Origin of the sequence: Limnothrix redekei LRLZ20PSL1 (assembly GCF_043235035.1) — a bacterium.
Lineage (GTDB): Bacteria > Cyanobacteriota > Cyanobacteriia > CACIAM-69d > CACIAM-69d > CACIAM-69d.
Genome location: NZ_JAZAQF010000069.1, coordinates 129,422 through 143,626 on the forward strand (window position 1 = coordinate 129,422; position 14,205 = coordinate 143,626).

At 58.2% G+C, this 14,205-nt stretch carries 10 protein-coding genes; 6 read left to right on the plus strand and 4 right to left on the minus strand.

Going from position 1 to position 14,205, the window contains the following annotated elements; genetic code table 11:
- Positions 1-10 precede the first annotated feature (10 nt).
- Together VPK24_RS11750 and VPK24_RS11755 are read left to right on the plus strand one after the other, a co-directional pair.
- Complete coding sequence (locus VPK24_RS11750) at positions 11-595, plus strand: hypothetical protein (RefSeq protein WP_393013509.1); 585 nt, start codon at positions 11-13, stop codon at positions 593-595.
- Between the two features lie 31 nt (positions 596-626).
- Entirely contained in the window at positions 627-1,544 is a 918-nt protein-coding gene (locus tag VPK24_RS11755) for a calcium-binding protein (RefSeq protein WP_393013512.1), read from the plus strand.
- Positions 1,545-1,655: 111 nt separating this feature from the next.
- On the opposite strand, the gene VPK24_RS11760 is transcribed toward VPK24_RS11755, so the two are convergent.
- The 3 genes from VPK24_RS11760 to VPK24_RS11770 form a co-directional block, all read right to left on the minus strand.
- A complete protein-coding gene (locus VPK24_RS11760; protein WP_393013515.1) occupies positions 1,656-4,559 on the minus strand; it encodes a bifunctional diguanylate cyclase/phosphodiesterase in 2,904 nt (967 codons plus the stop codon).
- A 98-nt stretch (positions 4,560-4,657) separates the two neighbouring features.
- A complete protein-coding gene (locus tag VPK24_RS11765; RefSeq protein WP_393013518.1) occupies positions 4,658-7,690 on the minus strand; it encodes an HD family phosphohydrolase in 3,033 nt (1,010 codons plus the stop codon).
- 478 nt (positions 7,691-8,168) lie between these two features.
- Positions 8,169-9,104, minus strand: a complete 936-nt coding sequence (locus VPK24_RS11770) for a hypothetical protein (protein WP_393013521.1) — start codon at positions 9,102-9,104, stop codon at positions 8,169-8,171.
- 226 nt (positions 9,105-9,330) lie between these two features.
- Here VPK24_RS11770 and VPK24_RS11775 point away from each other — a divergent pair, with 226 nt between their 5' ends.
- Positions 9,331-9,717, plus strand: a complete 387-nt coding sequence (locus VPK24_RS11775) for a peptidoglycan-binding domain-containing protein (RefSeq protein ID WP_393013524.1) — start codon at positions 9,331-9,333, stop codon at positions 9,715-9,717.
- Between the two features lie 512 nt (positions 9,718-10,229).
- The gene (locus tag VPK24_RS11780) at positions 10,230-11,819 is read left to right on the plus strand and encodes an NAD(P)H-quinone oxidoreductase subunit 4 (protein ID WP_190354972.1); all 1,590 of its coding nucleotides are present in this window, start codon (positions 10,230-10,232) and stop codon (positions 11,817-11,819) included.
- Between the two features lie 141 nt (positions 11,820-11,960).
- Here the strand turns inward: VPK24_RS11780 and VPK24_RS11785 are convergent, their stop codons facing one another.
- Positions 11,961-12,203 (minus strand): hypothetical protein, encoded by a 243-nt coding sequence (locus tag VPK24_RS11785; RefSeq protein WP_190354973.1) that lies wholly within the window; start codon positions 12,201-12,203, stop codon positions 11,961-11,963.
- 152 nt (positions 12,204-12,355) lie between these two features.
- Between VPK24_RS11785 and VPK24_RS11790 the strand changes: the two genes are divergently transcribed.
- Both VPK24_RS11790 and VPK24_RS11795 read left to right on the plus strand, forming a co-directional pair.
- Positions 12,356-12,541 carry a hypothetical protein gene (locus VPK24_RS11790; protein ID WP_393013528.1) on the plus strand — a complete coding sequence of 62 codons (186 nt, stop codon included), beginning with the start codon at positions 12,356-12,358 and terminating at the stop codon, positions 12,539-12,541.
- A 127-nt stretch (positions 12,542-12,668) separates the two neighbouring features.
- The gene (locus VPK24_RS11795) at positions 12,669-14,156 is read left to right on the plus strand and encodes a DUF2157 domain-containing protein (RefSeq protein ID WP_393013531.1); all 1,488 of its coding nucleotides are present in this window, start codon (positions 12,669-12,671) and stop codon (positions 14,154-14,156) included.
- Positions 14,157-14,205: the final 49 nt, after the last annotated feature.

Sequence of the window (14,205 nt, forward strand, 5' to 3'; positions counted from 1 at the left end):
ACGGCAGTTTATGACTCTGTTGAGCGGAAACGGGCGGCGATCGGGGCGTTGGCCCGGCCTGTGGGGCGTTTGGGTGGCCTTGGGTTTGGCGATCGCCCTGATGCTTCGGGGCCCCGCGATCGCCCAACTGCCTCCTTCCACCAATGATGTTTGGCGGCAGGTTTATCAAGTGCTGCCGGATATTCCCCGGGAAGATCACTACATCAACCGTGAGTCCCGAGAGGTCGATCGCGGCAGCAGTTTATTAGCCCGCATGATTCGCTACCACGTTTACCAAGTGGGGCGATCGCCCTTTTCGCGATTGGATTGGAAACTGACCCTCGCGGACTATTTGGGCCTGCATCAATACATTCCCGAAACCAGCTATCCCGGCAATGAACGCCTCACGGAAAATCCCTTGGATGGAGACCAGGCGGCCGTTCGACGCTTGAACCGGGCCCAGCGTGATCGGTTGGTGAACACCCTGGTGATTTTGTTTGACCCCAACGGCAATCGGGGTGAGCTGCCCACCGTTACCCCCGGCCCCACCAATACCCCGCGTCCCACTCCGGTGCAGCCTCGACCCGGTAGCGGTGCGGATTTGTTGCGCCTTTAATTTGTCCCCATTGAATTTGTCCCCATTGACCATGGCAGACAATGATTACGAATTCGGCAGTTTCTTTAGCCTGTTTGCTGCCGATGGATTACCGGATACTCGCTTGATTCGCGATCCGCTGTCGCCCGATGATGGAACCCGACCGCGTTTTTTTGATCTGAGTACCAATGGGCAACAGGGTGATCGGGTGCGGATTCCGTCCCTGCTGACGGCCTATCCAGGGGGTGTGCGGGCCCTGAATGGCGATGATTTGGTGCAGGGCAGCGAGGCCGCAGACATCATCTATGGCAACGGGGGCGGCGACTATCTGGAAGGCAACGGCGGGGCCGATCGCTTGATGGGTGGGCAAGGGATGGATTACCTCAGCGGCGGGGCCGGCAACGACACCCTATTTGGCAATTTACAAGCCGACTATCTCTATGGCGGTGAAGGGGATGATCTGCTGCTGGGTGGTCAGGGGGCCGATATCCTGACCGGTGAGGCCGGCAATGATACCCTCGCGGGAGACTTGGGGCGCGATCGGCTCTGGGGAGGTCGCGGCGCGGATACCTTCATCCTCCGGCCGGGCGATGCCCCAGCTAACAGCCCGATCGGGAGTGAGCAACCCCGTACCACCGACCCAATTTTCAACGTGGATGAGCTGGTGGTGGATATCATCCTGGATTACAACGCGGCCGAGGGCGATCAAATCCAGTTGGCGGATGGTGTGTTGCCGGTCAATGTGCGCCTCAGCCAGCGCTACTTGGTGATTGGCGATTCGCGCGACCATGCGCCTGAGGGGCCGTTTCCGCCGGGATCGATGATTCGGACGGCGGATTTTCGGGTGGAGGCGATCGCGGCCACGCTGATTACGGATAGCAGCACTGGCCTGGCCCTGGGGCTAGTGCGCGGTGCCAGTCCCGATCAGGTCAGAATTGTGGGACTGAATGCCGGAGGGTTGGCCACCTAGGCATGAGGTGATCCAGCATTCAGCGCTAACCGTTGATCGGTTGATCGGTGTACGGTTCCCTGGCTGATGAATCATCGTTCAAGCTGGAGATTGAATCGCTTCGGCCCCTGCTCAGGGGTTTTTGGGATCCAATTCCTGTGGGTCGAGGCGGTCGGCGGCGTAGTTTAGGGTGCGATCGATGGTGTCGATCAGGGCGCGGTTGGTGGCCGGAGCCGATCGCTCCTGGGGCGATCGAACAATGGCTAATCGCGGCCGGGGCGGTCGCACGCGCCTTTGCCAGTTCGTCATCCAAGCTTCCAAGGTGCGGGGGGTGCTGGCTGGACAGAAAAAGAACCCTTGCACTTGCCGACAGCCCAACCCTTGCAAGGTACGGATGCTGGAGACGGTTTCGGCTCCTTCGGCGGTAACGGTTAGGTCTAACTGCTCGGCCAGGTTCAAAATGGCGGCCACGATCGCCCGAGGACGTTCTTGGCGATCGAGGTTATGGATAAATGACTGATCAATCTTCAGCCCCGACAGTGGCAATTGGTGCAAATAGCTAAGAGAAGAGTAGCCCGTGCCAAAGTCATCAATCACCCAGCGCACCCCCAGGATGGCCAGGCGATCGAGCGTGGCCCGCAACTCTGGCGATAGGTGCATTAACAGGCTCTCCGTAATTTCCAAGGCCAGGAGATTAGGGGGCAGCCCCGTTTCTTGCAAAATGGTCTCCACTTGCCCCACAAAGTTCGCCCCCGTCAGTTGACGAATGGAGCAGTTGACGGAAATGGGCAACTCTTGACACCAGGGATAGACCGATCGCCAATGCTGTAGTTGCTGGCAAGCTTCCCGCAGGGCCCACAGACCCAGCTCCACAATGATGCCGGTTTCTTCCGCGATCGGGATGAACTCCGTGGGGGCGATCGAGCCGCGTTGGGGATGGTGCCAGCGCATCAGAGCCTCAAATCCCTGGATCGCTTGGGTTTCCAACGCCACCACAGGTTGATAGTGCAGCATCAGTTCTCGCCGAGGCAATGCCCACTGCAAATCCGAAGCCATCTGGAACCGACTGAGCACCTGGGAATGCATTTCCCGACGAAAGACCACGCAAGTGCCTTTGCCCCGCTGTTTGGCCGCATAAAGGGCGATTTCTGCCTGACGCAACAGGGTTTCCGCATCCAACTGAGGATTCACCCAAGTGATGCCAATGCTGACGCGCACAAAAATTTCCAAACTCCCCAGGTCAAAGGGTTGGGCAATGAGGGTTTGCAGTTGAATGGCGCGATCGATTCCCAGGTCATAGCTGGCCAATCCTTCCAGAAACAGCGTAAATTCATCGCCTCCAAACCGAGCCAGCACCTCATTGGGTTGCAAATGGGCTTGCAACCGCTGGGCTAATAGGGTCAGCAACTGATCGCCCACCCAATGACCCAAGGAATCGTTCACCAGCTTGAAATCATCCAAGTCCAAATGCAGGATGGCGCTATAGTGCCCGGGCCCGGCATCAATTAACCCTGGCCAGGGTTGATGGTTGAGGCTGGTTGCCAATGGCGGTTCCCCCGGTGGGCCCATGGGGTGGGTCATGTTTTGCGCCATGTTTTGCGCCATTTTCTGCTCTACTTGCTGCTCCATTTGCTCTAGGCGATGGTCAATGGCTTGCAGCAGAGTGTGGCGATTGGGCAAATCCGTGAGCGGATCGTGGGCGGCTTGGTGGGCCAGGGTTTGAAAAGATTGGGCGAGCTGCTCCGTCATGGCGTTGAAGGTGCTGGCCAGGCGATCGATTTCGGCAATGGGCGATCGGGGTGCGCGATCGAGCCAGTTACCCTTGGCCAAACCCTCCGCCGCCAAGACCAGGTGTTGCAGCGGCCGAGTCAGCCATTGGGTCAGCCATCCCCCCACCGCCGCCACCACCAGCAACATCACCAAACAAGCCACCACCGTTGTTTGCAACTGAGCGGCGATCGGGGCGTAAAAATCGCTTTCAGGCACCACAATCACCACCCACCATTGCAGACCGATCGCGTTTTGGAACCGAGTGGTCTGGCCCAAATAGGCGCGATGGTTCACGGTCAGGGTAAAGGATTGGGGATGGGCAGCGGCAGGGGGCTGAACTCCGGCTTGCGGGGCTGCGGGATTCGTTGGGGCGGTGATGATGCGATCGGCTGCTAGATGTTGGGCCGTGGCCCGAATCACCGGATGCAGGGATTGATCGGCCTTGATGCGGCTGGGTTGGGGCTGATTGGGCCAAACCAAGGGCGTGTCGGTGGAGGTGGCGATGAGCTGCCCATCGGTTTCCATCACAAAAGCCAAGCCCGATCGCCCGATCGGCAGGGTTTTCAGAAACCGGCTCACCGCTGACAGATACAGCCGCGACGTGACCACCCCAATGACGCGCCCAGTGCGATCGCGCACGGGCTGGCTCACCGGCAGCGCCAAAATTTGCGGGTTGCTGTGGAGCTGAAAGACCGAATTCCAAACCAAACGCTCGGCTTTGAAGGTGTCGCTGTACCAACTCCGGCGGCGCGGATCAAACACTTGGGCCACGGAGGTCAGTGTGCGGTTTTGATCCAAATCAAACCCTAGCATTTTGCCGTCCGTGGCTCGCCCGGCCACCTGCAATTGGCGAGCGCTGCGATCGTCGGTGAACTGCACAGCGGCAAATTCCCCATCCTGGCCGCCATAGGCCACGTTGTCCACCGTGCCCTTGAAGATTTGGAAATATTCAATCAGGCGCTGTTCCCGATCGCTCGGATCCAAAAAATCCACCCGCCCCGTTTCCGAATCCTGGGCCATCAGTTGCACCACCTGGATCGGGGCTTGCAAACTTCCCTGCAAGAATTGCCCAATTCGCAGGCTGGTTTCTTGGCGCAGGCGGGTGCTGTTGGTGGTTAGCAGATAGTTGGCATGTCGCCAGGCGAGCCAACTGGTTAGCCCAATGGCCCCCACCAACTGAATCGCCACTGGCATCACCAGCAGCCACCGCAGAGGAACCGATCGCTCTCGAAGTCCGAATGTTGAGATCGCCTTGGGGTTAATCAACAGTGATTAATTTGCTGTGGGTTACTGACATTTTTGCAAAAAGGCGAGCCAATCCCGATGGTTCGGTTGTTGAATCAATTCTGCATTGGGGAATCGCACTATTGGGCACAGGAGCTGGCCGCTGGCTCTGCCGCCGGCCGATCGGGCACGTTCAAAGCAGCCTTGGGATAGGCAATTCGTTTGTGGTTAAACTGCTGCCAAACCGTAACGAACACTTCCGCAATTACCCGCAGGTCTTCCCGACTCAGACCCGAGCAAACGAGCTGATTGTCTTGCCAGCGGGCCCGCAACATCCGATTCACCAGCGCCAAGGCTTCCTCATAGGTGGCATTTTCCAGCGATCGCAGGGCCGCTTCGCAGGAGTCCGCCAGCATGACAATTCCTGTTTCCCTCGATTGGGGAATGGGGCCCGGATACCGAAAATGGCTTTCCAGCACCGGACGCTGATCTAGATCGCAAGCTTGGTAGGGCGATCGCCCTTGAGGGGTTTTGTCCTGTTGGGTTGTCTTGATGGTGGTTGTGGCGCGATCGGGTTGATGGGCTTGATTGGCTTGACCTGCTCGATCGGCTTGATCTACGCGATCTACGCGATCGAATCGGCTCGATCGCTCCACAGGAGTTTGATCTAAACCGAAATTGGCTGCCTTAGCCCGCTGTTCCCGCTGTTCCTGCTGTTGCTTCGCTTGGTAATAGAAATAGGCAATCAGCATCGTGCCTTGGTGTTCCGGAATAAAAGCTTGGATCGCTTTGGGCAACCGGGCCCGCCGCGCCATCACCAAGCCTTCGCTCACATGCTTGCGGACAATTTCCGCACTCAGCCAAGGATCGGCCAGCTCATCGTGGAGATTGGGGCCGCCCATTTGGTTTTCGATGAAAGCGTGGGGGTTATGGAGCTTGCCGATGTCGTGATAGAGCGTGCCGGCCCGCACCAGTTCCACATTGCAGCCGAGCGATCGAGCGGCCGCTTCCGCCAAACTCGCCACAAACAGGGTGTGTTGAAACGTGCCCGGTGCTTCCGCCGCCAGTTGCTTCAGCAAGGGGCGGTTGGGATTCGCCAACTCCGCAAGGCGAATGGGAGTGACCAAATCAAACAGATGTTCCAGGTAGGGACTGAGGCCGATGGCGATGATCACCCAAATCAGCCCCGCAAACCCACACAGGGCCGCTGAACCAAGAACCGTCAGCCAGACAAATTCGGCGGCGGCGCTGTTAATCAGGTTCATGACCAGGTATAGCCCCCCTTGGGCGATCGCCACGCCCCCGCCCAACAGGGCCAAGTCTTCGCGCGATCGGGCCCGGCCGGCCCAGGCCGCGGCCACCAAGCCCCCCGCCGCCACGATCAAGGCATCAACCCAACTCACCTCCAAACCGGGGGGCAACAGCAGCGCCAACAGCCCCACCAAAGACATGCCCACCAAGGAACCGTAAAAACCGCCACTGAGCAGGCCAATGGCAGACAGATTAGCCAGCATGGTGGGGCTGGCCCAAGGCCAGGTGGCTCCCATGCTGATCAGTAGGGGGGTGCTGATGGCTAGCAGCAGCAACAGGAAGCTGTCTCGTTGTCGCAGTCGGTGATAAACTCGGCGCTCAATTTGCCAAAAGGCCACGATCGCCCCCGAGACCAACAGGAACAGCCGCAGAATTGCTCCCCAGTTCACATTCCGAGAGCTGAGACCATAGCGATCGAGCAAGGCAAATTGGCCCGCATCAATGCGTTCACCCTGACGAACAATGGTTTCGCCCATGCGCCGCGACACGATCGAAAGGGGCACATCTTCCGCCGCCTGTTCAGCCAAGCGGCGGGTGCGGTCTGGATCTTCCGTGAGGGTGGGGCGATCGATCGTGCCCAGCAAAAGCTGTTGAGCCAGGGCCCGACCTTCCAAGGGAACCACCAATGCCACATGGAGTTGCACCGCCCGTTCAACGAGTTCCGGCGGTAAACCGGGTGCGAGACCCTGCACCAACAAGTTTTCCAGGGCCACCAAGGTTTTGGCGCGGGTGGCCTGCCATTGGGTATCAGTCAGGGTGAACAGATCCACCGTGTAGTCCTGTTGCCCAAAGTCTTGCATCACGGCTTGGGCCATGGCGTAGCGTTCGCGGGCCTTTTCAATGGCGCTGATCACTTGCCGCAGCGCCGTTTCACCGGCCTGGATTCGGTAGGTTTTGAGGGCAACCACCAGGGGGTGTTCTGCTGAAATGGGCAGGACTTTTCCGGAGGCCAGGGACGGCTTGAAGGGGTCAAACCCATCTGATCGCCCCGTGGGTCGGGGCGTGGGTTGGGGGGACGACCGTCCCAGGGCCTGGAGTACCTGTTGCCAGTCCGCCTCATTGAGCGATCGCGCAATTTGTTGCAGGTCAGTGGACAGAGTTGCCGCTGACCAATAGGGAAACTGACCAGCCACCTGGCGCAATTCATCACTCCGTTCCAGCCGACGTTGCAACTCGGCCGCCAACTGTTGGGTGGCATCGGAGTCCATTTTCAAGGCGGGCACAATGCCGTTGCGAGCTGCCTCTCGACGGCTGCGCGTGGTGACTTGATCCACCACTTGGGCATCGTAGGGGGCAACGATATCTTGCGGGGCGATCGAACCAATGCCGTAGCGCGGTTGATTTAACCAAGGCTGGCTCATGGTGGCCGTCAGAATAATCGCCCCCAAAATGCCTAGCAGGATGGTTTGCACCCGCTGACGAATCGATCGGGCCCGCCGCACATAGGGTTGGCCCATGGTTTGGCAACAGAGACTATGGCAAGCGCCGCGAATCACCCCAACTCCTCCGTTGATCGTCACTCGTTGAACCAGTGAACTCAGCCGACGGTTCAGCCAGCCAAGTTGCCCGGGCCAAAGCTGCCCAAATCCGCGCCGTGCCGATCGACTGTGGGGCAATGGCGGTAATGGTGGTACTGAACTAGGTGGGGAAACACTGCGAGAATTGAACCCCAAGGGCGATCGTCCAGGGGGTGGGTCGCGAAATGGCTCGGGCGATCGGCCGCCCACATACTCCACCGTATCCTCAGCATCCTCTAGGGAACCGTGGCGAGGTGGCGGTTCCTGCGCACTGGCTTCGGAGTCGGTGTGGGATGGGGCAGCCTGTTGCCCATCACGCCCCATCGGATTGGCGGGGGTCAACATCTGGGAGGCTCTCATTTTGCCCCTAACACCCTGCGCCGATCGCGCCAGTAGCCATTGCAATCCAAGTCACCATAATCAGTTCCACCCAATTGATTTGACCCAAAGAATGGGCTGAAAAATGCCATTCTGAAGAACCATCGGAGGTCATCCCAAAAGGGTCTCGTCTCCATGTTCATCTTGCAGGGACTCTGTCGGTACTTCAACCGGTTGGCTGAATTGGCCATGATCCCATGGGACTCATTCACCGTTCTGGCCAACCCGTTGCTGGACAATTTCAACAGTCGTAGCGCTCTCGCAAAGATTGCGCAATGGGTTAACACCGGCCCCATGGCAGGACGGGGCCAGCCACCACCCGATCGCCCCATAGCGGAATCTGGGCAGCATCTTGGCAGTATCTCAGTTGATTGAAGCGTAGGGCATTTTATCGGTAATTTTGGCTAAATCGTCCCCAGCAGAGGACTTGGCGGGGCGCAATTGCTCAGCGTCCCACCCTGAAATGGGTAATCAGGCGATCGCCCTCCGCGATCGAATCGGCCAGGGGATATTGGGGCAAGCGACCCGACCAGCGATCGATCAACATTTGCGCTCCCTGGATGGCCCGGGTCAGCAGCCGATCGGGCACAATTGCCCCCACATCGGCCGGAATGGCCGCGCAGCCCCCCACCGCACCCACCAACACCCCCGACCACAAAACCGCACTGGCCGACTGTTGTTGGCTGCGGGCCAAGCTGCTGGCCCAGCGGCCACCGCTTGATCGCAGGCTATGGAGTGCCACCAAAATAGGCAAGGTTTCCGGTGTAGCCGCCCGCAGCCGTTGGGGCCAATCTAGGGCCAATCGATCCAACGTTTGCCAATCGCTGAGGATGTTGACCACCGACGGCCACAGGGCATTGGAGAGGGCATTGGAGAGAGCAGCGGAATGGGTCGCATGTGCTGTCTGCGCCGTATGTGCTGTATGTGCCGTATGTGCCGCAGGATCGAACTCGGTTTCCTCTCGATCGCCCTGGGAGAATTCCAGCGTGGCAGCATTGGGATGCACCAACACCCAAGCCAACACCTCCGCCCCCAAAATCACCGCTTCGGGCAAAGGCTGATCCATCGCCTGAGTCCACAGTTGGTGCAACACCAAGGGGCGATCGAACCAGCGCAACAGCAAAGGCAACAGGGCCAAGCCCAACTGATCGCCCGGCCCCGCCATCAGCGGCTCCAGTGAGGCCAAGGCCAACAGCCCCGGATCCGGGCCCGCCTGTGCGCCAACGATCTCTGACAATTGAAGGGCCCCTTGTAAAGCCGCGTCCAAATTGCGTCGATCGCGCTCCCAGGTTCGATCAAGTTGGTGAAGCGCTACCAAACCTCCCACGAGGGCCCCTTCAAATCGACTGTGTAAACTGACGGGCCAATCGCCAAAACTCATGATTTGCCAAATCCAGCGCGATCGCGCGACAAGCGGATCTCTAATCTAAGGGATCTCTAATTCAAGATGGATGGCAAAAAACCGTCCAAGCTTGACCCTTGATTCCCGATGCTCCGCTGTGCGGCTGAGAATTTGTTCTTGAACCATTGCCTAACCGTTAATTAGCCCTATGGCTTGGAACCGCCTCCTTTCCATTCTCGAACATTTCAATTGTCCTAGGCTGGCCATGGCTCCAAATCCTGCATCAGCCCGAAAAGCAATTGCCTTCACCCGGCTGGGAATGCTCCTGAGCCTGGGCGCGATCGGCCTAGGCATCAGTCTTAGCCTGGGCATGGGGCCCGCTTGGGCCAACTGCCCGCCGCGTCGGGAACCCCTGCCCAACTTGGGCCCCGGTGACAGTGGCAGCGATGTGCGCCGACTTCAGGGCATTTTGGCGCTCCTGGGGTTTTATCAAGGCCCCGCAGACGGAACCTACGACACCGCCTTGGCCAACGCCGTTCGTCTTTTTCAGGAAACCCAAAAACTGGATCCCAGTGGCGAAGTGACCGCCGAAACCTGGGATGCTCTGCTGCCCAATCCCAACTGCCGGCCCCCCACCCGCCCCGATCGCTAGGGCCTTGGGGTGATCGACCACAGAGGCTCGCAAGCCCAGTGTCTAGCGTTTTCTGAGATCCCACGCAATCCCTCCAGTTCTCCAGATTTTCAGACTCAAAGCTCAAGACTCAAAGCCCAAGACTCAAAGCCCAAGACTCAAAGCCCAAGACTCAAAGCTCAAGATCTAGGGGAAGGAAGCACCTAAGGGTTCAATGACAGGCGCTAATCAACAAACGCTAATCTTGATCAATTCTTAAGAATTAATAAATCCCAAAAGCGATCGCGCCCGCAAGGGGAATTCCTGCCAAAAGCTGCATAGCAAAAAATTAGGAAATAGCCACAAACTGCAACGGAACTTTAAAGAGTTCAAAGTGCTTTGTAACCAAAGTATTAAGCGATCGCCACGGGATCGATCCCATTGCTTACACTGTCAGCAGAGATGGCTAAAACCATCACCACTCAACGCTTTGAGTAACGCACCCATTAACGCTTTGCTAAGTCGCGATCGCGCCTAGCGACGCAAGACTTCCTATGAACTTTCCCTGGCTGACGACCTCCATTCTCCTCCCCATCGTCGCCGCCCTGATCGTGCCCCTGTTGCCCGACAAAGACGGCAAAACCGTACGCTGGTTTTCGTTGGGAGTAGGACTCATTGACTTCATCCTGTTGGTGTATGCCTTTTGTACCCAGTACGACTTCGGCAACCCCGAACTGCAACTGGTGGAAAGCTACACCTGGGTTCCCGAACTCGGCCTGAAATGGTCAGTGGGCGCAGACGGCCTCTCCATGCCCCTGATTCTGCTGACGGGCTTCATCACCACCTTGGCCATCTTGGCCTCCTGGCCCGTTACCCTCAAGCCCAAACTGTTCTACTTCCTGCTGCTGGCCATGTACGGCGGTCAAATCGCCGTCTTTGCCGTTCAAGACTTGCTCTTGTTCTTCTTGGTGTGGGAACTGGAACTGATTCCGGTGTACCTGCTGCTATCGATTTGGGGTGGCAAAAAACGCCTCTACGCCGCCACCAAATTCATCCTTTACACCGCTGGTGGCTCGCTGTTTATCTTGGTTGCCGCCCTGGCCATGGCCTTCTACGGTGATACGGTCACCTTTGATATGCGGGAGTTGGCCCTCAAACCCTACGGCCACACGCTGCAACTATTGCTCTACGGCGGATTTTTGATTGCCTATGCCGTCAAACTGCCCATTTTTCCGCTGCATACCTGGTTGCCCGATGCCCACGGGGAGGCCACGGCTCCAGTTCACATGCTGCTGGCGGGCATCCTGCTGAAAATGGGTGGCTATGCCCTGGTGCGGATGAATGCCGGAATGTTGCCGGAAGCGCACGCCACCTTTGCGCCCGTGTTGGTGATTTTGGGGGTGGTGAACATTGTCTACGCGGCGCTTACCTCCTTTGCCCAGCGGAACCTGAAGCGCAAAATTGCCTATTCCTCGATTTCCCACATGGGCTTTGTGCTGATTGGCTTGGGTTCCTTCACGGACTTGGGCATCAGCGGCGCGATGATGCAGATGGTGTCCCACGGGCTGATTGGGGCGAGCCTGTTCTTCCTGGTGGGGGCCACGTACGATCGCACCCACACCCTGATGCTGGACGAAATGGGCGGCGTGGGCCAAAAGATGCCCAAGATCTTCTCGATGTTCACGGCTTGCTCGCTGGCATCGCTGGCCTTGCCGGGGATGAGCGGCTTTGTGGCAGAACTAACGGTGTTCCTGGGTTTTGCCAACAGTGATGCCTATTCGCTGCCCTTTAAGGTGATTGTGGTCTTCCTGGCGGCGGTGGGGGTGATTCTCACGCCGGTTTACCTGCTGTCGATGCTGCGGGAAATTTTCTACGGCCCGGAAAACCAGAAATTGGTGTCCCACGAGGTGCTGATCGATGCGGAACCGCGCGAGGTGTTTATCATCGCCTGTCTGCTGATTCCGATCATTGGCATTGGCTTCTATCCCAAGCTGTTGACTCAAATCTATGACTCGACGACGGTGCAGCTAACGGCGCGCCTGCGTGATGCGGTGCCCACTTTGGCGGGTCGGGAAACGAAGCCGATCGGGCTGATGCCGGGCGCAAAACCGTTGGTGGCTCCGGCGATCGCCCTGGAACCCTAGGGGGGAACTCCTGAGATACAGGACGCTCTCAATAGATTTAGAGCCGGGCCACAGTGTGGCCCGGCTCTTGTCAGTTTTAACGATTCTCATTGCAGGTTAGCTGCTGGGGATTCGAGGCGGGAAAAGCTCCGCAGCCATTATTTACAGGGTGCTGCTGAAGAGTAGACCCCACAGGGCCCCTGCGGCCGCCAAGGCGAAGAGAATGTTGGTGAAAAAGCGTCCGGTTTCGGCATTGAAACCCAGGGCCTTATCTTCGCGCCCCGCTGTGAAAAACAGGGACCAAGCTTGATTGAGGTTGATGGTTTCGCCCGTTGAGTTGAAGTCAGGGCGGAAGACGACGGAGTCAAGCAGGTAACGATTCGAGAAGTCTAGATCGGTCTTCATAACAGTCCTTGAGGGGGGGGTAGAGATGGGGGAGAACAGCGTGGTGGGGGGCCGGTTGGGTGTTGTGTTGTTGTTAATAACCATAACATTTAATAAAAATTATTTACAATCTATTGACTTAGAAAATGTTTCGTGTTTGCCGAACCTGATCGATGAAGCCTCCTGATCGCCCCTCGACGGATTTGGGCATGGATTTGGGCAAGGAACTGAAGTCGGCCCGTAGGGCAGGTGGCACAGGGGATGGATTGATCGCCCCGAGAAATGCCAAATTGGATGCCATCGGGGCGATCGGGCTGGGAACATTGACCCATCGGGGATTGCCAGCTCCTGAACCCTAAGTTTCATCAACCGTTTGTTGCTAAGAATTGTCCCACTGTCCCCGGTCATGGTCGTTGGATCATGCCCCCCGGACAGGCCGGGAGACTGTCGATCGCGTTGGCCCGCAATTAGGGGAGGATTGACTGCGTGATTACCGAGCGCTTTCGTTATCAGTTGCGCCAGGAGGCCCGCCAGTGGGTGACCGATGGCCTGCTGCAACCGGAACAGTTCGATCGCCTAGCCGATCGCTATCAGTTCCGAACCCTCGATCAGGGGGCCCGCAACCGTTTCGTGACCATCCTGTTGTGTTTGGGAGGGGTGTTGTTAGGCTTGGGGGTGATCACCTTTGTGGCCGCCAACTGGCAGCAATGGCCCCGGGCGTTTCGGGTGGGAGTGTTGTTGAGTGCCCTGTTGGGCGTTCAAGCTTTGGGCTTTTATTTGTGGCGATCGCCCGCTCCTCGGTTGGCTGGGCAACGCCGCTTGGGCCAAGCCCTGCTGTTGTTGGGTGGGCTGCTGTTGGGGGCGAACTTGGCCTTGACGGCTCAGATGTTTCACCAGGGTGGCCCCTTATCGAGCCTCTACTTCATTTGGGGCGGCGGTGTGTTGACCATGGCGATCGGGCTGCGGTTGATGCCCCTGGGGTTGCTGGCGTTGATTTTGACGATCGTGGGCTACTGGTCGGGTCTCTATGACTGGTGGGAGCCGGAACCCAGTTGGCAGCGAGCGTTGGCGGAGCACATGCCCTTGGTGAGTGCCCTGGCTTTTTTGCCCCTGGCCCATGTGACGCGATCGCGCTTTTTGTTTGGCTTGGCTTGGTTGTTCACGCTGGGAACCTTGCAAACCAACTTTTGGTGGAGCTTGATGCACCCTTGGGTTGCCAGTGTGTTGTCTTTGGTGCTGCCCTTCGCTTTGGGTTGGGGATATCGCGATCAACTTTGGCCGGCCGTGCAACGTTGGTGGCTGCGGTTGCCGTTGCCCCGGACGTTGCGCCATTGGTTCGTGCCCGGCGGGGCGATCGACCCAAGGCCACTGAACTTTCAAAACATCACCCAAAGTTTGACCATTCTGTGGCTGATGGGCACGTTTTACTTCACTAGCTTCTGGTTTTTCTGGGAAGGTTCCGGTCGCCAAAGCGGTTCCTCCACCGATGGCAATATCTATGACCCAGCGCAATTCGTCCCCTGGCTGGCGGTGGATGTGGCCGTGGCGGCGGTGGCGGCGGTGCTGATGTGGGCGCGGCGGAGTCGCGGCGCGGCCATGGGGGCCGATCAATGGCTCACCGACGCGGTGCTTTGGGCCCTGGTGTTGTCGTTGGGGTTGACCTTGGGTTGGCACTACAACGTGGCGGCTCTGCCCAGTTTGGGGACATTGCTGGCTAATGTGTGTCTGTTCCTGTTGGGGGTGGGGCTAGTGCGCGAGGGGCTATCGGACGGGCAGCGCTTGGCCTTTTGGGGCGGTCTGTTGCTGTTGGTGTTGGATATTTGGACGCGGATGCTGGAGTACAACACAGATTTGCTGCTGAAGGCGCTGGTGTTTGTGCTCTGTGGTGTTGGGGTAATTGCGGCGGGTTTGTGGTTTGAGCGATCGGTGCAAACGCTGAATGGGTCGAATTCTTCACCCACGGTGCGATCGTGAGCGATCGGGACTTGCGATCGCTGGCGATTCGCCCCGATCGACCCGCCAA